Source organism: Pseudovibrio exalbescens DSM 16456, from assembly GCF_000422785.1.
Lineage (GTDB): Bacteria > Pseudomonadota > Alphaproteobacteria > Rhizobiales > Stappiaceae > Pseudovibrio > Pseudovibrio exalbescens.
The window spans coordinates 1-22,534 of sequence record NZ_AUGS01000025.1 but is presented as its reverse complement, the minus strand read 5'-3'; the positions used below and the strand labels follow the sequence as shown (position 1 = coordinate 22,534).

Genomic DNA, 22,534 nt, shown 5'->3' with positions numbered 1-22,534 from the left:
TTTGACAAATCACCCCTGCAAGTGCATGTTTGCCAGTAACCAGTTTTCTACTGGTGAGTGCGTCACAAAAAGGCGCGCGGGGATTGGCGTCCCTTCCGATACTCAAGGCGCTTGCACCGCGCCACGCCTCTCCGTGAGCGTGGTTTTTTCTTATGGTCGGGCGTTCGGGAGAGCCTTCGGGCTCGCCGCTTCCTTGAGTGCGGTAACGCCAATCCTGTTCGTCCGACCACCAGAAATTGGCGTTTCCGATGGTCGGATTAAATCTGACTCAAGGAGATTTGCCATGTGCGAGCAGGCGAATGACGGGCGAAATGTGCCCGAGGAAATTTATCTGCAACTGCTAAATTTGAGTGCTGTTCTTGGTGAAAGTACAGCATTGATCCTCGCGATGACTTCACTGGCCGAGGACGGCATTCGATCAGAACGAAAAGTGGATGCCGTTTACACGTTGCTTGACACGTTGTCAGTGCTGGTGAAACGGGCTGAGCGCCATAATGAACGCGCTAGCGCCATACTATGCGAGCTCGCTGCACTCCCAATCCAACCTTCCGATACCTGATTTTCTTCCCCTCGCGTGCCTACGCGTGGGCGAGGGGCTTTTTTACACCCGGCGAACCGGGGCCATCCAGAGCTCTAAGGAGACTGATTATGGGTAAACAGCGAGTTGTAAATGCAGGACAATTAAAAGTGGCGCTGCGGGCCGTGAGCCCGCTGGTAAGGCGGCGGACGCTAGTTCCGATCCTATCGTGTGGGGTGCCTCGCCCTCCTTATCGCAGTGGCGAATATGCTGGCGGGTTTGACAGCGCTTTCGGCTTTTTGGAGGAGGGGCTGCAATGAGGGTGGATTACCTCTCGGGCTTTGGGGCTGAGGATGGGGGTGGGTTATGACACCAACAATCCAACAATTCGTTTTCAGGCGTCGGGGTTTGACGGCTCCAGAAAGATTGATCCTGCTTGCATTGCTTGAGCACCGGCAAGGGAGCTTTGGCGTTGAGATTAGCCAAGCCGAGCTTTGCGATGAAGTGGAGATTGCCCGGTCAACCTTGAATGTTCATTTGCTGGCTTTGGAGGAGAAGGGGCTCATCTCCCGGGAGCCGCAGCGAAGCGAGATTGATGGCACAACGTTGCCGACTTTCTACCGCTTTGGCGAGGAACTCCAGAGGGTGCTTGGCACGTCAGAGAGGGGGCGGGAATGAGCGAGCAATCCCAAGCCTGGAGTTGGCGTCAGGCGATTTACAAATCAAACCTACCGGCGATGACCAAGCACGTTTTGCAAACTCTGAGTGCGTTCATGAACTCATTCGGGGAGAGCTGTTACCCCTCTGTGGAGACCTTGGCCGAATACACCAGCCTGAGCAAGAGGGCCGTTATCGACCATCTGAGACAGGCCAGAGAAGCTGGCTGGATTGAGGTATCCTCACATGGATTTCGCGGCCAGAAATGGAAGCGGAACGAGTATACACCAAGGTGGCCGGATCGGGATTTGGTAGCTAGTTGTGGGGTGATAAATGATGAAAGAGGTGGTGAAGGAGGATCACCACCTCGCGGTAAAAATGCGCGCGGAAAAGAGGCTGAAGGTGGTGAAGGAGAGTTACCACCTCCCTCAAAAAAGGTGGTGAAGGAGGTTCACGAAGGTGGTTACCGAGATGCACCTAAGGTGGTTACCGAGGTGCACCAAGATAAGAACAGTCCAGATAACATTCCAATACCAGTCCAGATTGAGAGAGAGCGCGCGCGAGAAAATCCGGAACAGGTTGAGGGAGCCGATACGGCAACCGTGACACCGGAAACCTGGAAGCGGCGGCTCAAGCGCGTGCATGCGCAATGGCCCACCTTCACCAGCGATAGCGATGCTGCTGCGGAAAAGGCGTGGTTCGATCTCAGCGCGGAAGAGCGGCAGGCCGCTTGCGACTTGGCGGGGGCTTACATCGAGCAGTGCAAGGCGGAAGGGCGCAAGAAGTTTTGCTCATTCGCGGTTTATCTCTCGGAAAAGCGTTGGCTGAAGGTGAACGCCAAGGCGGGGCTGGCAACGGCTGGGGAGGTTGCCCGGCCGTTTGGCAAGGCGTGGGGCGCTGCGCGGTTTGCCGACCTGATGCGCGAGCCCTATGGCGTGTTTCCCAAACCAACCGGGTTTATCGCGGCGATCCTTGAGCGGGGTGGCCCGGACGCGGAGCGGGAACGGGCCCAGCGGGTGGCGCGGTATGGCTGGCCGCGTGTGAACACCATGCAGGAGCGGGCGGTGCGCAGCCGGGCGTCCATCACGGTGGACGGGGCGCTGGCGCCGCTGGCGGACATGTTCGAGCCCGTGAAGGTGGGCGGTGAGGTTTGGCAGGCGTGGCGGTTGCTGCACGAGGAGCACAACTGGCCGTGGTTTGGAGCCGAGCGTGACCTGCCGGAGTGGGTTTACATGCCCGCACGGCCCATGGACGAACCGGGCGATGAACTGGCGGCAGTGCGAGCCGCGCTGGCCAGTTTCGAGGCGGCGTATCGGGAGACCTTCAGCGGGCAGGAGGCTGCGGAATGAGCACCTATCACACACACCAACCGTTGGAGCGTGCGGGGCTGATCTGGGTTGTTTGCCTGGTGAAGCCGCAAGCAGAGCAGAGGGCAGCGGCTGAACTGAGCCGGGCCGGGCTTGTGGGCTGGTGCCCGCTGGTGAGCGAGCGGCGCTACTGGCGGCGCAAACGTGTGATGCGGGTGATCGAAAAGCCGTTGTTGCCAAGGTACGTGCTTGCCGGTGTTGAGTGGCGAAAGGGCAAGCAGATCTCCACGGCATTGGAGTGTGAGAGCGTGATCCGCGTGCTTTCGATGAGCGAGGATGGCCGGGCAATGCAGGTGCCTTTACGCGATATTCGGCGCATTCGGGAGTTGTTAGTTGCTGCTCGAAACAGAAATAACGGGCGTATTCCCGAAGCGATCAGTGTTGGTGAGGTGATGCTGGTAAGCCTTTCACACGGCGAGGAAAAAGAGATTACCGTGACGGCGGTGGAGCGCGATGGCAAGCGTGTCAAGGGCCTGATTTCCATGCTTGGAATCAATACCCCCGTCACTGTGGGGGCTTCCAAGCTGCGACGCGGGGCAGCATGATATGGGCAGGACGATCCGTTGGACCCTGATGGACCCCGCAGAGCGCGGGAGTGACCGCAGCGGCGGACCCAGCCAACACAAGACGCGAGTTCGCGGAGTTGGCGCGATGGGGTTCTATGGGGAAAGCGGTGCGTTCGATTTCACTGGGGAAGGGTTACTGGCTCGTGAGGCAACTCACGGGCCGTTTTTCTTAAAGGGTAGAAGGGGGCGTCATGGCGTTGAAGATGATGGCAAGCCAGTTGCGGCGAACCAAGCCTGCGCTTCGTGCGCCCGCAAAGCTGGTGGATCCGTTCTACCGCACACCGGAATGGCGAGCTCTTGCCGCCGATGTGAAAGAGCTGAGGGGCTTTGTCTGCGAGGGATGCGGCGGGGATTTCTCCAAGCGGCGCGACAAGCTGATCGCGGATCACAAGATCGAGCGCAAGGATGGCGGGGCGGATCTGGATCCGGTCAACGTCCAGTGCCTTTGCATCTACTGTCACAACCGGAAAACCGGGCTGGCTCGGAAGCAGCGGATGGCCCAGTCCTCCGAATGAGGGGGGTGGGGTAAAAGTCTGCAGGGCTGGAGAGCGAGACCGGGCCCCAGCCTAATCGGGAGATTTTTTTTGGCTGACTTCGAATTTGATCTGCTTGGGGACCCGATCCCGGAAGGCTTTGGCAAGCGCGGCAGACCACCCCATCGCGTGACCGACGAAAAACGTAAACTTGTCATACAGTTACTGGCGTTCGGCTGGACGCTTGAAAAAATCGCTGCAGCGCTGAGCATCACACCGCCGACTTTACGCAAGAATTATTTTCGAGAGCTGAAGTTCAAGGAGGAGGCCAAGGCACGTGTCCAGGCCAAGTGCCTTTCCAAGCTGATGGAACAGGTGGAGGCGGGCAATGTTTCCGCCATCGAGAAGTACATGACGCGGCTCGAGCGCGCAGACCAGCAGGCCAAGGCCGCAGCGCTGGCGCATCGCGGACCCAGCGTTGCCATCGCCTCGGCTCAAAAACTGGGAAAGAAGGAAGCGCGCAAACAGCAAGCGCATTCCTACGATGGCAAGTATGCACCGCCTGAGGCTCCCTTGTTGAACTGATCGGGATCGCGCATTTGACAGTGCATTGGACAACGGCCTGCCCAGACTGGGAACGGCGGATTGTTGCCGGCGAGACCCTGATCCCGCTGGAACCGCTATTCCCGGATGAGGCGCAGGCGGCGCTTGATGTGTTCAAGTCGCTAAAAGTGGTTGATGTGCCGGGCATGCCCACCTTTGGCGAGTGCTGCGATCAGTGGGTGTTTGATTTCGTAGCTGCCATATTCGGTGCCTATGATGCCGCGACAGGCAAGCGGCTCATCACCGAGTTCATGCTCCTGATCTCGAAGAAGAACGCGAAATCAACCATCGCGGCGGGGATCATGATCACGGCACTGATCCGGAATTGGCGCCACCTGAATGAGCTGCTCTTGCTGGCACCGACGATCGAAGTTGCCAATAACTCGTTTGAGCCGGCGGCGGCGATGGTCAACTACGATGAGGAGTTGAAGGGCATCCTCACCGTTCATGACCACAAGCGAACAATCAAGCACGAGACAACCGGCGCGCAACTGAAGATTGTTGCAGCTGATAGCGATACGCTATCGGGCAAGAAAGCGGGCTTCGTACTGGTTGATGAGCTTTGGTTGTTTGGCAAAAAGCCCAAGGCGGCCGCCATGCTTCAGGAGGCAACGGGAGGCCTTGTTTCCAAGCCGGAAGGGTTTGTGGTTTATCTGACAACACATTCCGATGAGCCCGCAACCGGGGTTTTCAAGTCCAAGCTTGAGTACTTCCGTGATGTGCGGGACGGCAAGATTGAAGACCCGCAAAAGCTCGGGGTTCTCTATGAGTTCCCGCAGAAGATGATCAAGTCCCGCGACTATCTGAAGCCGGAGCATTTTTACATCACCAACCCCAATCTGGGGCGCTCGGTTCGCCTTGAGTGGCTGACTTCCAAGCTGCGAGAGGCGCTTGATAGTGGTGACGGTGACAAACAGTCCTTCCTGGCAAAGCACCTGAATGTGCCGATCGGGATGAACATGCATCGCGATCGGTGGGCCGGTGCTGATCACTGGGAAAGGGCAACTCTCGAGGTGATCCGTGATCTGGACGCGTTTCTTGAGCGCAGCGAGGTCGTGGTTGCCGGCATCGATGGCGGGGGGCTGGATGACTTGTTGGGGCTTTGCCTGATCGGCAGGGAGAAGGTGACGAACATCTGGTTGCTCTGGTCCATGGCCTGTTGCCACGAGATTGCACTCGATCGCCGCAAGCAGATTTCGGAAATCCTGCGTGGCTTTGAAAGTGATGGTGACTTCTTCATCTGCAGTCAGGTGCAGGACGATATCTTGATTGTGGCGGATATTTTGGAGCAGGTGCTCGATAGCGGATTGTTTCCAGAGCAAAACGCCATCGGACTGGATCCGGTTGGCGTGGCAGCAATCATTGATGAACTCAACCAGCGCGGATTTACAGAGGGGCAACTTGTCGGTGTTCCGCAAGGCTATCGGCTATCCGGGGTGACCAAAGGCATGGCGCGCAAGCTGGCAGATGGGTCGCTCGTTCATGGTGGGTCACGGATGATGGCGTGGTGTGTGTCCAATGCCAAAACCGAAAAACGTGGCAATGCGGACTACGTCACAAAGCAGGCCTCAGGTTCGATGAAAATTGATCCGGTTGTGGCGGCGTTCAATGCCTTTGATCTGATGAGCAGGCATCCGGTTGCCAGCAACAACAACATCAACGAGTTCCTCGCAAATCCGGTGATGGTCATATGATGCGATTTTTAAGAGCGGCGCTGCGCGGGGTGCGCAATGAGCTGCGGGGCGATGGCATCGGATGGGTGGGGCTCAACTCGGCTTCGGGCTTTACAAGTCCCAGCCACAAGACACCGAGCGGAAAGACCGTCAACGCCACAACGTCTCTGGAGGTTTCTGCCGCGTTCGACTGCGTGCGCAAGACGGCTCAGGTCGTGTCCTCGCTGCCCCTGAAATTTTACCGCAAAGCAGCGGCAAAGCGCGAAGAAATCGAGGATGACCTGTCGGACATTCTGACCACAAGCCCGAACCCGGAACAGACTGGCGTAGAGTTCTGGGAAGGAATGACCGCACACATGGTGTTGAGGGGCAACGCCTATGCCGAGCGGTTGATGATTGGCAACCGGCTTGTTGGCCTAAAACCGTTGCTTGATGTTGAGCCTAAACGTACAGCAGACGGATCGTTTGAGTATGCAGTGAGGGATCGCGGCAAGCTTGAGACACTACCGGCTGGCAAGGTTTTTCATCTTCGGGGCTTTGGCCCAGGTGATGGTATCGGGCTCTCGGCCATTCGCTACGGGGCGGGTTCAATCGGGGCGGCGTTGGCTGCGGATGAAACCGCCAGCCGTGTGTTCTCGAATGCGATGATGGCAAGCGGGGTACTGAGCTCCGAGCAGACATTGAACGCAGACCAACGGGCAAGCTTGCAAGATTTGCTGACCCGCTATGCAGGCTCCAGCCGTGCCGGCAAGATGCTGGTTCTGGAAGCAGGTCTGAAATTCTATCAGCTGCAGATGAACCCGGAAGATGCCCAGCTTTTAGAAACGCGGCGCTTCAACGTTGAGGACGTGTGCCGCTGGTTTGGAACACCGCCGATCGTGATTGGCCACGCCGGGCAGGGGCAAACCATGTGGGGCACCGGGGTTGAGCACATCATGCTCTCCTGGTTGTCGCTGGGTATCAATCCGCTGCTGACCCGTATTGAAGCGCGAATTTTGAAGGATCTGGTCCCTGTTGAAAAGCGCAGGACGCATTATGCCGAGTTCACCCGCGAAGCCATGCTGAGAATGGACAGCAAGGCCATGGGCGACTTCCTTTTGAAAATGCGGATGGGCGGTTTCATGTCCGGCGATGAGGGGCGCGACAAGCTGAACCTGCCACGGCGTGGCGGCAAGAATGATGAGCTGGTTGTGCAGACCTCCATGGGACTGGTGGACATGTTGGGCAAGGAGGACACATGAGCATCCGCGAGCTACCCAAAGCCCGGTTGACCAGCCGGCAGGGGCTGCAAAGCGCCATAAGCGATGCGGTTCTACAGCGTTGGAACCCGGATTTGCAGGCATCCAGCGAGGAGACAGACGGCAACGTTATTTCGATCCTCGATCCCATCGGTGACAATTGGCTCAGTGAAGCGGTGACAGCCAAGGGCGTCGCCCGTCGCCTTGAAGGGTTGGGCGACAATGATGTGGTGGTGACCATCAACTCACCGGGCGGTGATTTCTTTGAAGGTCTGGCGATTTACAATCTTTTGCGCGAGCACAAGGCCAAAGTGACGGTGAAGGTTTTGGGGCTGGCGGCCAGTGCTGCATCCATCATTGCCATGGCCGCAGATGAGATACAGGTGGGCCGTGCTGCATTCCTGATGATCCATAACACCTGGGTTTGTGCCTGCGGGGATCGTCATGCCTTTGCGGATGTGGCCGAGTGGCTGGAGGCTTTCGACAAGTCGGCCGTCAGCATCTATGCGGCCCGTACTGGTATCAAAGCCGCTGATCTTCACGCGATGTTGGACAAGGAAACATGGATCAGCGGCGAAAAGGCGGTTCAACAAGGGTTTGCCGATACCCTGCTATCCTCCGATGAAGTTGACAGCAAAGCGGAGATCGCGGCCCAATCTCTTTCTGCCAATGCGGCGCAAAAACAGCTCGATGTTCTGCTGGCGCGCCTTGGCATTCCTCGTTCCAATCGCCGGACGCTTTGTGCGGCGTTGAAGGGAAGCAAGTCTGGCGCTGCTTCCTCCGGCATGCCAGGCGCTGCCGATATGGCGGGTGTGCAGGGCATCCTCGCCAAATTGCAATCCATGTAGCTGGAGATTGATCCATGATCACGAAATCCATGATGCCCGCCATATCTGTGGCGGCATTGGCCGCGACGCGTCCTGATGCCGTATTGGGCACGGTCCGCAGTGAAGCTTCCGACATGGAAGCCCTTCTGAAACAGGTTTCACAGCAGCTGGATCGGGTAAGCGGGGATGTGAAATCCACTGCCGAGACTGCGTTGCAAGAGGCAAGGCGCTCCGGTGAAGTCTCAAACGAGACCAAGGCAACCGCTGACAGGTTGCTCAGTGAACAAACCGCGCTCAGCAAGGCTGTATCAAATTTGACCACGACCCTTGAAGGGCTTGATGCGAAGACACAAGAGCTGTCTCAGCACGTCGCCAGCGGTCCCAGCGCATCACCCGCTCCGGTGCAGAGCTTGGGGCAGGCGTTTGTTTCCAATCAGGAAGCAATCAGTTCTTTTGCCGCAAACGGGGCTAAAGGCAGTCTGCGTATTGAGGTTGCCAACGCAATCACTACAGCAGACGGTTCTGCCGGCGGCCTGATTACTCATGAGGAAGAACGTGTGCCGGTGCGCTTGCCGCGTCGCCGCCTGATGCTTCGTGCCCGCCTGACCCAAGGCACTGTGGGATCTGATCTGGTTACTTATCGAAAGCAGGTCCTTCGCGACAATCAAAGTGCGATGGTTGCTGAAGGAGCGGCCAGCCCGGAATCGAGTTACGGCTGGGAAAAGGCCGATGCCAAGGTCAAGAAGATCTCCCATCACACCAACATTACGGAAGAAGCACTTGCCGATGCCGATTTCCTGCAAACGGAGATCGACACCGAGCTTCGTTATGGTCTGGATCTGGAAGAAGAAGAGCAAATCCTTGCGGGCGATGGCACGGGAGAAAACCTTATTGGGCTGCTGACAGAGGCGCCTGCTTTCGTGGCGCCGTCTGGACTGCCGGATGCAACCCGTATCGATCGCTTGCGCCTCGCCATTTTGCAGGTGGCACTTGCCGACTATTCGGTGACGGATCTTGTTTTGAACCCGCTTGATTGGGCAGCGATCGAAATGCAAAAGGATGCTGATAATCGCTACATTTTTGCCAATCCTGCCGCGATGACAACACCCGTGTTATGGGGCAAGGATGTGATCGAAACCAACACCATGTCGGCTGGCGAATGGCTGGCAGGCGATCTGGCAATGGCGGCCACCTACTATGATCGCCAACGCACCGAGGTTCTGATTTCCTCAGAACACGACACCAACTTCGTTGAAGACATGCTGACAATGAAGGCCAGAAAGCGGGTTGCAATGGCAATCAAGCGTCAGGCTGCCATGGTCAAAGGCAACTTCACCTTTGCCTGATCTGCAGAACCGTCTTCTGACCTAAAGCTCTGCGCGATGGTTGGAGCGCAGAGCCTATTCCAAATCGGAGAAAGCAAATGTGGGTGAAGGTTCTTCAAACCCGGAAAACCGAGATCGGGTTTCTGCGGTACGGGCAGGTGATCAATCTCGATGAGAAAGACTACAAAACACGCAAGGTGCTGGATGATCTGACAAGAGGCAGGACACCGGCCTTAAAGAAGCTGAACGCCAAGCAACTGGTGGAAGCGCGCAAAGAAGGCCTCGGCGTCTATCCAGAGCTGGATCTGACCGGTTCCTCTGATGATGCGGACTGAAGCAGCGCTGTTTGGTGGTCATTGATCCATGAAGAGTGAACATAAACCATCAAGGATGGGGGCAGCACCGCGTTTGCCTATCACGCTGGAGGAGGCCAAGGCCCATCTCGTGGTGGATTTTAACGACGATGACGGCTTGATTTTGGCCTATATGCAGGCCGCCGTTGATCAGCTGGACGGATATGAGGGGGCGCTTAATCGCTGTCTGCTCAATCAGACCTGGCGCGAGGTTTATCGAGATTGGCCGGTCGATCGTGAGCTTGAACTCTGGTTCGGTGATGTCTCTGCGGTCACGGTGACCTTTCTCGACAAATCTGGTGTGGAGCACTCCCTTGATGCGGCGAGCTATGAGCTTCTTGAGGGCTTTGGACGCTCTTTCATCCGGTTCCTGCCCGCATTCACCGCGCCTCTGCTTTCAAAAGACACCACAACGCCAGTGCGGGTTGAGTATGTATCTGGTTTCGGCGATCTGCCGGAAAATGTGCCAGCGGCCATCCGCTATGGCGCATTGATGATTGTCGGGTCCTACTATGCCAATCGGGAGGATGTGTTGGTGGGCTCACAAGCCTCCACATTGCCCAGGTCAACCGAATTGATGATCAAGCGCTATCGGCGTTTTGTCGTTTGAGGGCACTCATGCGGGCAGGGTGGCTCAGAAACAAGGTTCAAGTTGAGCGGGAAATGCAAACCCCAGACGGTGCCGGCGGGGTGTCGGTTGAATGGCAGATCATTGCTGCCATTCGGGGTGAGCTGCGTATGTCAAAGGGTAAGGAAGTTGTCTCATCCGGGCAGATCGAGGCCAGTGCCATGGGTACGGTTTCGCTCAGATATTCAACTGTTACCGCATCCATCACTGAAGCCGATCGCGTGGTTGTCGACGGGATCCCGATGAACATCCGCAGCGTTCGAGATCCGGAAGGGCGCAAGCGGCGGATCGAGCTGATCGTGGAGCGAGGAGTTGCTCAATGAGCCGAGATGGGATCACCATCAAGCAACGGGAGTTGGATGATAATATCAAGAAGTTGAGGCGTATCGTTCCTACTCTTGATGATGAAATGGACAAAGCGCTGAAGCGCACCACGGATGAGCACGTAAGGCTCTCACGCGAACTGGCGCCCAAGGAAAGCGGCGAGCTGGCTGCGTCACTAAGGAATGAGAAAGTAAAAGGCGGTGTTGCGACGTTTCGCAACGCGCGCCGAAAGGAGCACAAGACTGTAGTTGAGTATCGCTCAATCTCTGCAACCAGTAGCTGGGGCATCTACGCAATGGCGCGTTGGGTTTTTGCGGAGTTCGGAACCGTTTATGCCGAGGCGCATCCTTTCATCTTTCCGGTAGCGCGCCTGCTCAAGCGCCGACATACGGGGCGCATGCGGCGGGCCTTGTCCAAAGCTCACAAACGGGCATTTCGCAAATGATGGATTACGCTGTGCCTCTGCAGCGCTGGCTTTATGAGGCGCTGACCCAGCCGGCAATCCAAGGCATATGTGCTGTTGTCGATCATCGCCCGCAGCACGCTCACTACCCGTTCATCGAGATAGCTGGCTCTGAGTTTGTCGAGGATGACGCGCAGTGTGCGCCGGGGGGATCTCACGTTCTTACTCTTCATATCTGGTCGCAGGGGCGCGGGCAGAGCGAAGTCAAACAGATCATGGGCGAGATCTACGAGCGGCTGCATGACAAATGCCCGACCATCGCAGGGCTATCTACCTGCTTTTCGCGTGTTGATCAAACGCGTGTGCTGAACGATCCGGACGGGAAGACCCGTCATGGGGTGATGACAATCCAGTTCACATGCCGAAAGGAGATTTGAATGGCGGGTGCAGAAAGTAAAGGCCGGCTGATGCTGATCAAGCTCGGTGATGGCGGGGATCCAGAGACCTTTGAGCCCGTGTGCGGCGTCAAGGACAAGAGCTTCTCGATCAATAACAATACGGTCGATACCACCCGTCCGCCATGTGATGATCCGGGCGCACCACTTCATTACTCGGGCGCTTACGGGGTTCGCACGATTTCAATCAGTGGAAACGGCGTGGCGGTTGGAAAGCCGGAATACCAGAAAATTGCTCGGGCAGCGATTGAGCAAGATTATGTCACTTGCCAAATCATCGTTCCGCTGTGGGGCACCTTCACGGGCACTGTGCTGTTTAACTCTGTTGAGGCCTCCGGGCCCATGGAAGGTGAGGTGGAGTTTTCCATCGAACTGACAATGACCGGCGACATAACCGTTGATTGGGAGGCCCTTGTATGAGAAAGCCGATCAAGTCTCGCGGTGAAGTCGCCTGTTCTTTCAACGGAAAAGAGTACATTTTGTGCGCCACCATGGCTGCCCTGGATCAAATTGAGGTGGAGACCGATCTGGCAATTGCCGATCTCATCAATGAGATCAACAAGAAGCGGCTTTCTGTGTTGCGACGCTGCTTTGAGGCGCTTGTGGTGGAAGGTGATGCGGCAGCCGCATTTGCAGATAAAGTTGGCGTGGCGGAACTGCCCGAGCTCTCGATCTCAATCATGGATGCACTCATCCCAGATATGGGGACTGATGAGGGAAAGGGGGACGCGGCGAGCGCGAGTTGAAGCGCTGGCCGCTCTCTGACTGGATGCAGTGGATGCCCGTGCTCGGCTGGCCGCCTGATGTTTTCTGGCGAGCGTCCATGATGGAGCTTTTTGCAGCGATTAAGGGCTGGCAGCGGGCGAACGGGGCTGCAGATGATGACAGCCAGATCACTCCAGACGATCACAACGAACTAAGGCGATTGGTGGCGAAGTATGGCTAGCGGCACTGAAAAGCTCGTGATGCTCTACGAAGCGCAGAACAAAGACGTTTTGCGCAAGTTGCGGCAGATCGAGAAAAGCCAGAAAAAGGCATTCGACAATAAAAATGTGAGCCGTTTCAACCGCTCCATGCAAGCATCGGCTACAAAAGGGGCGCGGCTTAAGACCACGTTTGCGCAAGCGGGCCGGTCTGTTTCCGCGATGCAAGGACCACTTGGTGCCATTAGTGGCCGGTTTTCCTCCATGGCGTCATCGCTTACTCGAGTAAATCCGGCTGTTGCCGCGTTCGGGATCGGGATTGCCGGCCTTTCAGTTGTAAGCGCAAAAGCGCTGAAGGCCTTTGAGGGCTTTGAAACACAGAGCCTGAAGCTGGATGCGGTGTTGAAAGCCACCGGCTTTTCCGCTGGTCGCACGGCGCAGCAACTGGAAGAACTGGCGCAGGGTGTTGGCTACGATACGCTGGCGGGTACCACAGGAGCGCGAGACGCCATTGCACAGCTTCTGACGTTTCGCTCGATAACAGGCGAGACGTTTGACCGGACAATCAAGCTTAGCCAAGATCTGGCTGCGGTAGGTTTTGGCACGTTGGAAAGCTCAGCTGTGCAACTGGGTAAAGCACTGGAAGATCCGGCCACGGGCCTGTCCGCCTTGAGGCGCGTTGGTGTGTCCTTTTCTCAAAGCCAACGGGACCTGATCAACAACTTCGTTAAAACCGGGCAGGTGGCGCAGGCGCAGAATGTCATTCTGGATGCGGTTGAGAGTCAGGTCGGAGGGGCTGGTGTTGCTGCTGGGAGTGGATTGGCTGGTGCTTATGACAGTCTTTCTGAAGCGACACAGATACTTCTAGAGCGTTGGGGTGCCCAAATCTCCGAAGCAACTGGGCTTCGAGAGGCAATTCTAGGCATTGCTGATGCTGTAAACCGAGTGAATGAGGCGGCCGGCTCAGCAGCAACGCTGTCCGCGGTCAATCAAAACATCGAAAAGGTACACGAACGAATTTCGTTCTATCGCGGCCGCGATGACATGCGCGACAGTAGCAGAGAACGCAAGCTACAGTTCTATCAGGCTAAACTGCGGGATCTGCGTAAACAGCAGAATGCACTGTTACGCGAGTTGGATCATCAACGTAAACAGGAAACTCACGCCCATTTGGCTGGGCTGGAGGCGCAGCAAGAGCTTGCAAACCAGCGCGTTGAGGCTGTGGTTGCGGCGCAGGAAAAGCTGATCTCCAATGCAGCTAAGACGCCCTTGCAGCGCCAGATAGATCTTAACCTTTCAACGGCGGGCGTGACCGCTGACAGTGATGCTGGCCAACGTGTAATCGAAGTGACCCGGCGGGCCTTTGAACTCAGCAAAGGCGAAACCAAAGCACGGGCGGCAGCCGCAAGCGCTGCAGGAAATCAGGCAGATCAAGTCCACCAGGTGATTGAAGCTCTGCAACTGGAACGCCAGCAGATTGCAATGAACGATGTAGAGCGCCGGATCTCAAACGAACTCACGAGCGCGGGCGCCGGTGCAACAGCTTTACAGCGAGCCGAGATCGAAAAGCTGACCCGCGCCAATGCCCAGCTTGTTTATGAACAGGAACAGGCCGCAGAAATGGCAGGCTTCATGGGGCAGAACATTGCCTCACAGTTTCAACTGATCACAGGCCAGATTGAAACGGGCAACCGGGCGCTTGATACGTTTATCCAGAACCTAGCTAATGCGGCAATACAGGCAGCTGTGTTTGGAGAGGGACCGTTTGGCAAGTTCTTTGGCGGATCATCATCTGGCGGCGGCGGCCTTATGAGTTTTCTTGGTAAATTTGGCGGTTTCTTCAAAGACGGTGGCAATCTCGGTGCAGGTCGATGGGGCATTGCCGGGGAGGCCGGGCCCGAGCTTATTCGCGGTCCTGCCAGTGTAACGCCCATGAGGCCTATGGCGGGTGCAGGCGGACTTACCGTTTCAGTTGCGCCCTCTCGGTTCTTCGATGTTGTGGTGCGTGATCTTGCTGGCAATGTTGTCCAGCACGCAGCGCCGTCGATCGTTTCGGCCGGTGCTCAGGCAGGGGCAGCCTTGGTTCAAAAGAATTTTGGCCGCATGCAGTCCCAGGCGCACATGGCTTCGGGTGCTTGAATGGTTAGTTACATTGAATGGCCGCGTGAGCTGATATCGCCGCGCCATTACACGCCGGGTTTCGACCCACAGACCAACCCTCAGGATCGCATGTCGCTTACTGGGCGTTTAGGGAACGGCTCGGCGCCGGGGCTGGGGATCTGGCGTCCGCGCTTTTCTGAGGTGCCGGTCCATCAACGGATCAACCAATCTGCCTTTGATGCGCTGGCGGCGCAGATGAATGGGCGCGACGTTCATGTGCTTCTGCCATTCTATCATTTCGGCAAGTATCCGAAGGGCTCTGACCCGGTGGACGTTGGGTTTGCAAACGGAATGGACTTCGACGGCGGAAACCGTTTCGTATCAACTGGCACCACGGCACTTGTCGCCGAAAACGCCTTTGCCGGATCTACTACGGTTCGAATTTCAAAGGTGGCCTGTGCCACCATTATACCAGGCCATGCATTTTCCATAGGCCGGCACCTTTATCAGATCCGCTTTGTCGACATGCAGAATGACAGCACGGCTCAAGTACGGATCCGGCCAGAATTGCGGGACGATATTTTGATCCGTGATGAAGTGGAGTTCGCAAGGCCGTGGGTGATGGCCACTCTGGTTGAGGGAATGGGCATGGACTTTGACCAGCAGTTCGGACGCTACGGGACGCCTTCTTTACAGTTCATCGAGAATACCGCTCCCTTCGATCCAGATCACGAGGTGTGAAGTGGGACTTTTCACCTCCGAACAGATCAAGGCCATCAGCGAGCGGGGAGCGAAGATTGCACGCGCCTGGGAGTTTCGTTTCAAGTCGGAAACGGTTCATGTGTGGAATGGCAACGTAAACCGCAGGTTTGGGGATGAGCCGCAAAAATGGATCGGCATGCGCGGTCACCTGCAAGGGCCTGATTTTCCGTTCTCAGCTACCGGCGAAAACCAAAGCGGGTTCTTTCGTGTTCACGGATTGCCAGAGCATATCAAACACATGATGTGGGACTACCAATCGGAAGTCTACGGCCGATACGTGATTGAATACACCCTGTTTCTGGATGGCCAGACGCTGGACCTGATTGGCCCAAAAGCCGTCAATCAGATCTATGTGATGCGGCGCTTACGATCGGCCCGCAGCGGGGCGGGCCTCTCGGGCAGTGCGCCGGGGTATACGCTCTCCATTATGGTTGCAAGTCTGTTTGAAAAACGGGCGGAAGCAGCCTATGGACGCTACACTGAAGCCGATCAGAAAGGCCGGTATCCCGGTATGGATGACCGGATATTCAACTACGCCACTGTGTTGGCGCGGGGCACACCAATCAAACTCATATGACACTGGATGCTGTTTTGAATGCCTTCTTTGCTGAAGTCTTTCGCAAAGGCTTTGGCTACAGGCCTGATGAGGTGGACTGCTGCCGCTTTGCAGCTGACTGGGTGGTTTGGAACGGTGGTCCCGATCCAGCAGCCGAATGGCGCGGGCGCTATTCATCCGAGGCGGAAGCGCTCGTTTTTGTGGCTGCGGCGGGTGGTGTTCACAGGATCCTCGATAAAGGTATGGGAGCGGCAGGTCTGGCAAGCACGCGAGTGCCCTGCGATGGCGATGTGGGCTGCGTTCGAACGGCGGTGGTGGTTGAAGGGCATACCCAACGCTTGCCGGTTGGAGCCATTCATTTCGGCGGGGTCTGGTGGACTTTGACTGAGGTTGGCATTTTGCCACTGCCCGCACAAACCCGTGCCATTGCCGCCTGGGAGGTCTTGCCATGCCGCCAGTAGTTGGCGCGATTGGCTCGTTCATTGCCGGTGCAGCGGCGGCCTTGGGGGCGGCGCCGCTTTCGCTCACGGGTATTTTGGGCAGCGGTGCGTATGCGGCCGGGTACGCCGCAGCCGGTGCTCTTGCCAGTGCGGTTGGTGCCTTGGGTGTGGGCGGTGTGATTGCCCTTGGCGGGGCAGTGGCTGGTCTGTTTATCTCTGCGCCGCAAACGCCTCAGGCAGCGCTTCCGTCCAGCCAAAGGCAGATTGTGCGTCAGGCAGTTGGGTATCGGCGCAAGGGGTGGGGCACGGCGCTTGGGGGCGGGCAATTGCTTTTCGCCGGGGTGAAGGGCAGCAGCTCGCGCTGGCCGGGCGGTAACAACTATTGCATGTTGGTGGCCTTTGCTGATGGGCGGGTGAGCAAGTGGCGGTCGTTTCTGGTGGACGGCAAAGAGGTCGCCGACGAAACCGGGGAGGTGTCCGTTGATGATTACACCGAATATCTGCGGTTTCATGCCAGAAATGGAACTGAAAACCAGACTGCTTTTGATCACCTGATAGCTGAGTTTCCAGAGACAGTGACCGAGCATTGGCGCGGGATTGGCACAGCATTGATAGCGGCAGAGCTTAGATGCACAAATGATGTTTATGCCATTTTTCCCAATGCCTATCGCACGGAGTTGGGGGCAATTGCCGACCTGTCACCAGTCTATGATCAGCGAGACGCAACTCAAGTATTTGCGCATCAAGCCACATGGGAATTCTCCAGAAATGCGGCTCTTGTTGTTCAGAACCAGTTGACTTCACCTTTGCGCGAAAACGGCCTTGCGATCCCGGTGGACATTCTGGATCTGGAGGATTTTGCTGCAGCCGCTGATGACAGTGATCGTGAGGTGCCAGGACCAGAAGGGCAGACTCGCAAGCAATGGGAGCTGAGCGGCTGGGGGGCTTACAGCGAGACGCCAGCCGCGATTTTAAAGCGGATGATGGTGTGCTGCGATGCAAGATTGAGACTGACCTCCAATGGCAAGATCGGCATTGGCATGGGGGGCTGGCAAGAGCCCACGGTTACCCTGACAGACCAGGACTTTCTTGAGATCACCCAGACACGAGGACGGTTTGTTTCTGGTACGGGTACGGTGATCAAGAGTCGCTATACAAGCCCGGACCACGGCTACCTCGAACAAGATGCCATTGAGTACGTTCATCCAGCTGCGGCCACCTACGGGCGTGAAGTCACGACCGCTGACTTTCTGATGGCAACCAACCACGGACAGGTGCGCCATCTGCAAAAGATCACGGCCTATCGGCAAAATGCCGATATCGAGCTGGAATGCATCACAGGTGTGACCGGCCTTGCGGTAATTGGTGAGCGCTTCATCCGTATCAGGAGCGACCTGGAAGGGATTGAGGGCACCTTTGAACTAAGTGAAGACTGGGAGTATTTGATCAACGATCATGGCAACTTCATCGGTGTGAAGTTTACTGCCATTTCCATGGAGCGCGATGGTGTTGAGTATGATGAACTCACAGAAGGGGTTACACCACCGGAGGTGCTGGCCTCGGTTGAAAGCAGCATTGCGCCCGATACACCCACGCTTTTGATCAGCGGGTCGGGGCTGCGCCAATACTTCGAGATTTCACAGAGCGATACCAGTTATGTGCACCAGATCGAGATCGTGGATGTGACTGATCCTGAGGACTTGCAGACCGGCTATCTTTGGCTTGAGCCGGGGCAACTTTCCTCAAGCACTGTTTTGGAAGATGGCCACGAGTATGAAATTCGCGCCAAGGCGCGCACCGTCTCCGGGCTTTCTTCGCCCTATACGGATGCCCAGACAATTACGGTGAGCGCCTAGAGCGCAAGTCTAACCAATTTTCTCAACCGACCATGATGGGGGCTGCATGACCCTTGCTTATGACCTCGACATCATCTTGCGCGACCACAAGGTGCTGGGCGATCCGGGAAGTGGTGCCCACGCAGTGGTGCTTTCGCAACTGCGCCAATACTTGAAGTGGGCAGAACGGGCTGGACCTGCCATCGTTGTTGGGTCATTGGCTGAGCTGAATGGCATTGTGGGCGGTGAAGGGGCATTGCGCGCCGAGGTGAGAGGGGCCGCAAACGGTGAGAACGGTTACTATCGCTGGGACGGCGGGAGGTGGACGAAGGTTGCGGGACTGGATGTCTCTTTCGGGCAACTGACCAACATGAGCGGTACGCCAAACGAGATCTCCGCTGCACTTGTGGCTTCCGGAGAGCGGGGCACCGTGGTCGCTTTTGTGGGAACGGCTCTTTACAACAACGAGGGCGGGGGCACGTTCATTGCCATTGACGGCGTGCGTGAGGAGATCCTGACTGCTGCAGGCGATCCGCTACCGGAAAACCAGCTGATTGCCGATCAGGCATTCTTGTTGATGCGGGCGCCGGATGGCACGCTGCGTTGTTACTTCGCGGGTGATGCCGCAACCGCTGCGGCACAAGCGGCGCAAAGCGCTGTGCAAGCGCAGATTGCCCGGCAAGCTGCGGAAAGCGCAACAGCAAGCCTGACAGCATTGCAGTTTACATCCCGCGCCGTTTTTGAGGGAACAACCATTCTGCCCGGTGTTGTGACCGTGGAGATGCTTGGCATCTTCCAGCGTGGGGATTGCGGGCATCCGTTCCGTTTGACCCGGCTTGATAGCGCACCGGACCCTGTGGAGCCATGGCACTGGCAAAGTGCCGATGGTGGATACTGGTTGATGGCAAAGCCGTTTCCCAGCCCAAGAGAGTTTGGGGCGCGGGGCAATTACGCCAGTGATGACACGGCATCCGTGCGGGCATGGCTGCGCTATGGTGAGATTACAGGCCTGCCTCTTGGCGGCTATCCCGGTGTTTATCGTTGTACCGAGAGCTTTGAGCTGCCTGAGGGCATCCAGATTTATGGCAGTGGTGCGCCCGTAATTGCGGCCTATCCGCAATACGGTGGAGACAAGAGCCTGTTGCGACCGGGATATAAACACCGGATCAACGGCATGTCCTTCGTGTTTTCTGGCACTCCGACAATCACCGTCACGACACCGCGCAACGATCGTTTTGCAGTGGTGCGACCCTGCATGTACTACAAGTATCCAACACCGCCTGTGCTCAAGGATTTTGCCATTCTGCAGGACATGGATGTGTTCAACGCATCTGGACAAATGACTTCGGCAACGCAAGACAACCGTGCGGCCGGTTTTACCTGTGGCCTTTGGACAGAGAGCAACAAGGGTGGTTATGAAGGCCTGACGGTGTTTGGCTATTTCGATGTTCAAGGGGTTGTCGTGGCGAACTTCTCGCCGGTATCTCACATCAACCCGGATTATAACGGCTTCCGCTTTAACCGCATCACCTCCGGCCTTGCCGTGATCAGCACCCATGATGGTTCGTCTTCCGAAGGAAATACCGGATTGCAGAGCATGGGCAACAGTTATCACGGGCCGGATCACCATGACAGGCGGGCGACCAATACAGCCGTACCCTCGCTTTATATAGATGGTGATTTGACCACGATCGGACACATTCGGGGGCACTCTTTTACGGGAGACAGCTTCAGAACGATCGTGGATGACGCAATTGTTCTTGACCACTGCGACGACATTCAGTTTGCCAATTGCATCACCGAGTTTTCTCAGGTCAGCAATGCGCCCGGTCTTGATGGGCCGGGGCGTATAAGAGGCTCCGGCAATGTCCAGTCTGCGCGCCTGACGAACATTGCCTCTACCCATGACATGGATTTGTTCGCATTCATGGCCGAATGCAGCAACGGCATTGTGACTGCTACTTCTGTAGGGCCTAGGGATGGGCATATTGTCTCGACAAGAGGCAGCATTGTCTGGCTGGGACGGGATAGCGGATCTCTGGGTGCTGCGATTCACTTCACCTCTGCGACTGAGGCCGACACGCTGACCAAGGGCCTTGTGATCAAAAGGGGCCCGGATGGCGGCCTTAGGGCGGAACTGGACGATGACCTGATTTTCGACGTGTCATCCGATGGCGTGGTGCATGGGTACGGTGGCACTCAATTGCCCACGTTTTCTGCTGCCGATTTTACGAACAAGAACAGTTGGCTCAATCAAAACCGCTCGGGCGGATTGATGGTGATGGAAGCGGGAAGCCTGCGCGTTCTAACGTCTGCGTCTCACACGTCCACAGGCACCTGGCGCGATACCAGCGGCGCAATAATCTACACGCCTGAATAGGATCAGGATCATGAAAATCCAAAACCAACGACCGGCACGAGGTGTGCTCGTGGCCGATTGGCGACGTGTGCTTGCACGGGCCTGGAGCCTGCGACTGTTGATCATCGCTGCTGTGTTGCAGGGGCTGGAGGCAGCAATTCCCTACCTTGGCGGGTTTGTTCCTGAAGGCGTGATGCTGGCGCTTTCGTTCATCGCGACTGCAGGTGCATTCGCGGCTCGGTTGATGGCACAAAAGGAGCTTTCCAGATGAGGAACAAGACAAGATTGGTGGGCGGGGTGGCCGCGCTTGCCATTACCTTTGTGGGTGCATGGGAAGGCCTGCGCCTTGCAGCCTACCGGGACATCGTTGGAGTGCCGACCATCTGCTATGGCGAAACGCGCGGCGTGAAGCTTGGCGATCAGCACACACGGGCGGAGTGCGACGCCATGTTGCTGGCGAGCCTGAAGCGCCACGAGGCGGGCATGCGCAAGTGCCTGAAGGCACCGGACCGGATCCCGAACAAGAGCTATGTGGCGTTTGTTTCACTCACCTACAACATTGGCACTGGCGCGTTTTGCCGGTCCACCGCAACGCGGCGGCTGAACGCTGGTGACCTTGAGGGCGCATGTGAGGCGGCGACCTGGTTTAATCGGGCCGGCGGGCGCGTGGTGAAGGGGTTGCATAACCGGCGCTCCGCTGAATACCGGCTTTGCATGGAAGGGGCAGGCGAGTGGGAGCGGTAAGCCTGATCTGGAAGGTTTTATGCTCCCGCGCAGGGCTGGCTGTGATGACTGTGCTTGCCCTGTTCACCTGGCACAAGCTGGACAAGGGCAGCGCCGTGCGCACCGCTGTTGCCGAATATGTGGCAGCTGATGAGCTGGCCACCGCTAGGGCATTAAACAAGGCGCTTTCAGAAAAGCTTGAGAAAGAACGTGCAGCTGCGCAGGCATTTGAGGTTGCTCGCCAACTTACAGCGATGGAAGCAGCCCAACTGGCTGAGGAGATTGCGGCATATGAAAAGACAAGCTCTGTCCCTGTTCAGTGTGTTGTTTCTGATCAGCTCGTTGACCGCCTGCGGGCAAACTAACTCGGGCCCGCGGGCAGAGATCAAGGCCCAGATTGCAGCGATGCAGGCAGCGCCAGCGTTGCCGGGGGATTGTAAGGAGCAGGAGCGCAGCGGCGTCAAAACCGGCGACAAGCTGGATGTTGCGCTTTTGAAAACCGACGCAGCACTAAGCAGGGCGAATGCCCGCGTGACCCGCTGCGCCGATTGGTACATCAACACGCGGGGGCGGTAGATGAGACTGATTAGGGGGCGACTGATGCTGCGGGAAGAAGTGACAACGGCAAGTTGGCTTGGCGGTGCCTGGCTGGTTAAGGTGATCGACCTGTGGGTGGCTCCGTTTTGGAATGGCTTTCTTGAGCCATTTCTGCACGGCGTTTTGATGATCCTCACAGTGATTGGCGCAACGATTATGGTGGCGAATCGTGTGTTGGACTACAGGCTGAAAAAGAAGAAGCTTAGTGAAGGGGATGCAGTGAATGACAACTGAGCCAAAACGGTCAAGCGTTGCTTTCAAAATGACGTGCTGCGTTTATAACGAAAACGCACAGCGGATTGTTCGACAATGATTCTACTGGAGGAATTTGATAGGTGGTCGCACCTATGAAAGTGACGAAAGTATTTATCGTAAAATGGGATAGGACAATGGTGCAGAAAGTTCCTGATTGAAACCTATTGTTGTGCGGCGTAGAATTTCTGTAGTGTTGTTGGCACCGGGCTGATCATGATAAATTTGAAACCTACAATTGCAAAGATTGAGCTACCTCCCGAAAATCGGACACTGACGTAAGCTACGATTTGTTGTCTGCTGGTCTTCGAGAAAAGGAGATCAGATATGTCGAAACGCAAGCAGCACTCGCCGGAGTTCAAGGCGAAAGTCGCCCTGGCAGCGTTGAAGGGCGAAGAGACGATATCGGAACTGGCGAGCCGCTTCGGGGTTCATCCGACCATGATCCATCAATGGAAGCGTGCCCTGCTGGAAGGCGCTTCGGACGTTTTTGAACGTGGCGGCAAACGAAAGCCGGAGATTGACGAAGAGCAGGTGAAAGAGCTCCACGCCAAGATCGGGGAGCTGGCGGTTGCCAA

At 56.7% G+C, this 22,534-nt stretch carries 30 protein-coding genes; all 30 read left to right on the top strand.

Annotated features, from left to right (window positions below; all coding sequences use genetic code 11):
* The first annotated feature begins 283 nt into the window (after nucleotides 1–283).
* Nucleotides 284–559 (top strand): hypothetical protein, encoded by a 276-nt coding sequence (locus G512_RS22615; RefSeq protein WP_143181344.1) that lies wholly within the window; start codon nucleotides 284–286, stop codon nucleotides 557–559.
* Nucleotides 560–883: 324 nt separating this feature from the next.
* The gene (locus G512_RS0113935) at nucleotides 884–1,195 is read left to right on the top strand and encodes a MarR family transcriptional regulator (protein ID WP_028482252.1); all 312 of its coding nucleotides are present in this window, start codon (nucleotides 884–886) and stop codon (nucleotides 1,193–1,195) included.
* The gene (locus G512_RS0113925; protein WP_073833039.1) at nucleotides 1,192–2,523 is read left to right on the top strand and encodes a helix-turn-helix domain-containing protein; all 1,332 of its coding nucleotides are present in this window, start codon (nucleotides 1,192–1,194) and stop codon (nucleotides 2,521–2,523) included. The genes G512_RS0113935 and G512_RS0113925 overlap by 4 nt, the downstream gene beginning before the upstream one ends.
* Nucleotides 2,520–3,086, top strand: coding sequence for a transcription termination/antitermination NusG family protein (locus tag G512_RS0113920; RefSeq protein ID WP_028482250.1), 567 nt, complete (start codon nucleotides 2,520–2,522; stop codon nucleotides 3,084–3,086). The genes G512_RS0113925 and G512_RS0113920 overlap by 4 nt, the downstream gene beginning before the upstream one ends.
* A 212-nt stretch (nucleotides 3,087–3,298) precedes the next feature.
* A complete protein-coding gene (locus G512_RS0113915; RefSeq protein ID WP_051269370.1) occupies nucleotides 3,299–3,622 on the top strand; it encodes an HNH endonuclease signature motif containing protein in 324 nt (107 codons plus the stop codon).
* A gap of 69 nt (nucleotides 3,623–3,691) precedes the next feature.
* A complete protein-coding gene (locus G512_RS21190) occupies nucleotides 3,692–4,165 on the top strand; it encodes a helix-turn-helix domain-containing protein (RefSeq protein ID WP_051269368.1) in 474 nt (157 codons plus the stop codon).
* A 20-nt stretch (nucleotides 4,166–4,185) separates the two neighbouring features.
* Nucleotides 4,186–5,877 carry a terminase large subunit gene (locus G512_RS0113905; RefSeq protein ID WP_036489822.1) on the top strand — a complete coding sequence of 564 codons (1,692 nt, stop codon included), beginning with the start codon at nucleotides 4,186–4,188 and terminating at the stop codon, nucleotides 5,875–5,877.
* Entirely contained in the window at nucleotides 5,874–7,097 is a 1,224-nt protein-coding gene (locus G512_RS21185; protein WP_051269366.1) for a phage portal protein, read from the top strand. Before G512_RS0113905 ends, G512_RS21185 begins: the two co-directional genes overlap by 4 nt.
* A complete protein-coding gene (locus G512_RS0113895) occupies nucleotides 7,094–7,942 on the top strand; it encodes a head maturation protease, ClpP-related (RefSeq protein ID WP_028482247.1) in 849 nt (282 codons plus the stop codon). The genes G512_RS21185 and G512_RS0113895 overlap by 4 nt, the downstream gene beginning before the upstream one ends.
* Before the next feature lie 14 nt (nucleotides 7,943–7,956).
* A complete protein-coding gene (locus tag G512_RS0113890) occupies nucleotides 7,957–9,267 on the top strand; it encodes a phage major capsid protein (RefSeq protein ID WP_073833037.1) in 1,311 nt (436 codons plus the stop codon).
* 77 nt (nucleotides 9,268–9,344) lie between these two features.
* Nucleotides 9,345–9,581: a hypothetical protein gene (locus G512_RS0113885; protein WP_028482245.1), complete on the top strand. Its 237-nt coding sequence runs from the start codon at nucleotides 9,345–9,347 to the stop codon at nucleotides 9,579–9,581.
* A gap of 28 nt (nucleotides 9,582–9,609) precedes the next feature.
* Nucleotides 9,610–10,209 (top strand): head-tail connector protein, encoded by a 600-nt coding sequence (locus G512_RS22200; RefSeq protein WP_081657492.1) that lies wholly within the window; start codon nucleotides 9,610–9,612, stop codon nucleotides 10,207–10,209.
* 8 nt (nucleotides 10,210–10,217) lie between these two features.
* Nucleotides 10,218–10,550, top strand: coding sequence for a phage head closure protein (locus tag G512_RS0113875; protein WP_028482244.1), 333 nt, complete (start codon nucleotides 10,218–10,220; stop codon nucleotides 10,548–10,550).
* On the top strand, nucleotides 10,547–10,996 hold the full coding sequence (locus G512_RS0113870; protein WP_028482243.1) for an HK97-gp10 family putative phage morphogenesis protein: 450 nt from the start codon (nucleotides 10,547–10,549) through the stop codon (nucleotides 10,994–10,996). The genes G512_RS0113875 and G512_RS0113870 overlap by 4 nt, the downstream gene beginning before the upstream one ends.
* The gene (locus tag G512_RS0113865; protein ID WP_028482242.1) at nucleotides 10,993–11,391 is read left to right on the top strand and encodes a DUF3168 domain-containing protein; all 399 of its coding nucleotides are present in this window, start codon (nucleotides 10,993–10,995) and stop codon (nucleotides 11,389–11,391) included. The genes G512_RS0113870 and G512_RS0113865 overlap by 4 nt, the downstream gene beginning before the upstream one ends.
* Nucleotides 11,392–11,829 carry a phage major tail protein, TP901-1 family gene (locus G512_RS21175; protein ID WP_051269362.1) on the top strand — a complete coding sequence of 146 codons (438 nt, stop codon included), beginning with the start codon at nucleotides 11,392–11,394 and terminating at the stop codon, nucleotides 11,827–11,829.
* Nucleotides 11,826–12,155 carry a hypothetical protein gene (locus G512_RS0113855; RefSeq protein WP_028482241.1) on the top strand — a complete coding sequence of 110 codons (330 nt, stop codon included), beginning with the start codon at nucleotides 11,826–11,828 and terminating at the stop codon, nucleotides 12,153–12,155. The genes G512_RS21175 and G512_RS0113855 overlap by 4 nt, the downstream gene beginning before the upstream one ends.
* Nucleotides 12,152–12,355, top strand: a complete 204-nt coding sequence (locus G512_RS22610; protein ID WP_143181343.1) for a phage tail assembly chaperone — start codon at nucleotides 12,152–12,154, stop codon at nucleotides 12,353–12,355. The genes G512_RS0113855 and G512_RS22610 overlap by 4 nt, the downstream gene beginning before the upstream one ends.
* Nucleotides 12,348–14,471, top strand: a complete 2,124-nt coding sequence (locus G512_RS22195; protein WP_143181342.1) for a hypothetical protein — start codon at nucleotides 12,348–12,350, stop codon at nucleotides 14,469–14,471. Before G512_RS22610 ends, G512_RS22195 begins: the two co-directional genes overlap by 8 nt.
* A complete protein-coding gene (locus tag G512_RS0113840; protein WP_028482239.1) occupies nucleotides 14,472–15,173 on the top strand; it encodes a hypothetical protein in 702 nt (233 codons plus the stop codon).
* A 1-nt stretch (nucleotide 15,174) separates the two neighbouring features.
* On the top strand, nucleotides 15,175–15,771 hold the full coding sequence (locus tag G512_RS0113835) for a hypothetical protein (RefSeq protein ID WP_028482238.1): 597 nt from the start codon (nucleotides 15,175–15,177) through the stop codon (nucleotides 15,769–15,771).
* Nucleotides 15,768–16,211, top strand: a complete 444-nt coding sequence (locus tag G512_RS21165) for a DUF6950 family protein (RefSeq protein WP_036489821.1) — start codon at nucleotides 15,768–15,770, stop codon at nucleotides 16,209–16,211. The genes G512_RS0113835 and G512_RS21165 overlap by 4 nt, the downstream gene beginning before the upstream one ends.
* Nucleotides 16,199–18,046, top strand: coding sequence for a hypothetical protein (locus G512_RS0113825; RefSeq protein WP_028482237.1), 1,848 nt, complete (start codon nucleotides 16,199–16,201; stop codon nucleotides 18,044–18,046). Before G512_RS21165 ends, G512_RS0113825 begins: the two co-directional genes overlap by 13 nt.
* Before the next feature lie 46 nt (nucleotides 18,047–18,092).
* Nucleotides 18,093–20,405 carry a pectate lyase family protein gene (locus tag G512_RS0113820; RefSeq protein WP_028482236.1) on the top strand — a complete coding sequence of 771 codons (2,313 nt, stop codon included), beginning with the start codon at nucleotides 18,093–18,095 and terminating at the stop codon, nucleotides 20,403–20,405.
* A 10-nt stretch (nucleotides 20,406–20,415) separates the two neighbouring features.
* Complete coding sequence (locus G512_RS0113815) at nucleotides 20,416–20,655, top strand: DUF7940 domain-containing protein (protein WP_036489820.1); 240 nt, start codon at nucleotides 20,416–20,418, stop codon at nucleotides 20,653–20,655.
* Entirely contained in the window at nucleotides 20,652–21,128 is a 477-nt protein-coding gene (locus G512_RS0113810; protein ID WP_036489819.1) for a lysozyme, read from the top strand. The genes G512_RS0113815 and G512_RS0113810 overlap by 4 nt, the downstream gene beginning before the upstream one ends.
* The gene (locus G512_RS0113805; RefSeq protein WP_036489818.1) at nucleotides 21,116–21,472 is read left to right on the top strand and encodes a hypothetical protein; all 357 of its coding nucleotides are present in this window, start codon (nucleotides 21,116–21,118) and stop codon (nucleotides 21,470–21,472) included. Before G512_RS0113810 ends, G512_RS0113805 begins: the two co-directional genes overlap by 13 nt.
* A complete protein-coding gene (locus tag G512_RS22605; protein WP_143181341.1) occupies nucleotides 21,399–21,683 on the top strand; it encodes a hypothetical protein in 285 nt (94 codons plus the stop codon). The genes G512_RS0113805 and G512_RS22605 overlap by 74 nt, the downstream gene beginning before the upstream one ends.
* Nucleotides 21,684–21,938, top strand: coding sequence for a hypothetical protein (locus G512_RS0113795; protein ID WP_143181340.1), 255 nt, complete (start codon nucleotides 21,684–21,686; stop codon nucleotides 21,936–21,938). It begins immediately after the preceding gene.
* Between the two features lie 345 nt (nucleotides 21,939–22,283).
* The coding region (locus G512_RS0113790; protein ID WP_028482231.1) for an IS3 family transposase at nucleotides 22,284–22,534 on the top strand (251 nt) is incomplete at its 3' end.

Bases quoted from the DNA above. Each gene is read 5' to 3' on its own strand.
- G512_RS0113925 (WP_073833039.1), top strand. From the start codon at position 1,192: ATGAGCGAGCAATCCCAAGCCTGGAGTTGGCGTCAGGCGATTTACAAA.
- G512_RS21165 (WP_036489821.1), top strand. From the start codon at position 15,768: ATGACACTGGATGCTGTTTTGAATGCCTTCTTTGCTGAAGTCTTTCGC.
- G512_RS21175 (WP_051269362.1), top strand. From the start codon at position 11,392: ATGGCGGGTGCAGAAAGTAAAGGCCGGCTGATGCTGATCAAGCTCGGT.
- G512_RS0113935 (WP_028482252.1), top strand. From the start codon at position 884: ATGACACCAACAATCCAACAATTCGTTTTCAGGCGTCGGGGTTTGACG.
- G512_RS0113795 (WP_143181340.1), top strand. From the start codon at position 21,684: ATGAGACTGATTAGGGGGCGACTGATGCTGCGGGAAGAAGTGACAACG.
- G512_RS0113855 (WP_028482241.1), top strand. From the start codon at position 11,826: ATGAGAAAGCCGATCAAGTCTCGCGGTGAAGTCGCCTGTTCTTTCAAC.
- G512_RS0113810 (WP_036489819.1), top strand. From the start codon at position 20,652: ATGAGGAACAAGACAAGATTGGTGGGCGGGGTGGCCGCGCTTGCCATT.
- G512_RS0113825 (WP_028482237.1), top strand. From the start codon at position 16,199: ATGCCGCCAGTAGTTGGCGCGATTGGCTCGTTCATTGCCGGTGCAGCG.
- G512_RS22605 (WP_143181341.1), top strand. From the start codon at position 21,399: ATGAAAAGACAAGCTCTGTCCCTGTTCAGTGTGTTGTTTCTGATCAGC.
- G512_RS0113865 (WP_028482242.1), top strand. From the start codon at position 10,993: ATGATGGATTACGCTGTGCCTCTGCAGCGCTGGCTTTATGAGGCGCTG.
- G512_RS0113920 (WP_028482250.1), top strand. From the start codon at position 2,520: ATGAGCACCTATCACACACACCAACCGTTGGAGCGTGCGGGGCTGATC.
- G512_RS0113820 (WP_028482236.1), top strand. From the start codon at position 18,093: ATGACCCTTGCTTATGACCTCGACATCATCTTGCGCGACCACAAGGTG.
- G512_RS0113915 (WP_051269370.1), top strand. From the start codon at position 3,299: ATGGCGTTGAAGATGATGGCAAGCCAGTTGCGGCGAACCAAGCCTGCG.
- G512_RS0113815 (WP_036489820.1), top strand. From the start codon at position 20,416: ATGAAAATCCAAAACCAACGACCGGCACGAGGTGTGCTCGTGGCCGAT.
- G512_RS22200 (WP_081657492.1), top strand. From the start codon at position 9,610: ATGAAGAGTGAACATAAACCATCAAGGATGGGGGCAGCACCGCGTTTG.
- G512_RS0113895 (WP_028482247.1), top strand. From the start codon at position 7,094: ATGAGCATCCGCGAGCTACCCAAAGCCCGGTTGACCAGCCGGCAGGGG.
- G512_RS0113885 (WP_028482245.1), top strand. From the start codon at position 9,345: ATGTGGGTGAAGGTTCTTCAAACCCGGAAAACCGAGATCGGGTTTCTG.
- G512_RS0113875 (WP_028482244.1), top strand. From the start codon at position 10,218: ATGCGGGCAGGGTGGCTCAGAAACAAGGTTCAAGTTGAGCGGGAAATG.
- G512_RS22195 (WP_143181342.1), top strand. From the start codon at position 12,348: ATGGCTAGCGGCACTGAAAAGCTCGTGATGCTCTACGAAGCGCAGAAC.
- G512_RS22615 (WP_143181344.1), top strand. From the start codon at position 284: ATGTGCGAGCAGGCGAATGACGGGCGAAATGTGCCCGAGGAAATTTAT.
- G512_RS0113890 (WP_073833037.1), top strand. From the start codon at position 7,957: ATGATCACGAAATCCATGATGCCCGCCATATCTGTGGCGGCATTGGCC.
- G512_RS21185 (WP_051269366.1), top strand. From the start codon at position 5,874: ATGATGCGATTTTTAAGAGCGGCGCTGCGCGGGGTGCGCAATGAGCTG.
- G512_RS0113840 (WP_028482239.1), top strand. From the start codon at position 14,472: ATGGTTAGTTACATTGAATGGCCGCGTGAGCTGATATCGCCGCGCCAT.
- G512_RS0113870 (WP_028482243.1), top strand. From the start codon at position 10,547: ATGAGCCGAGATGGGATCACCATCAAGCAACGGGAGTTGGATGATAAT.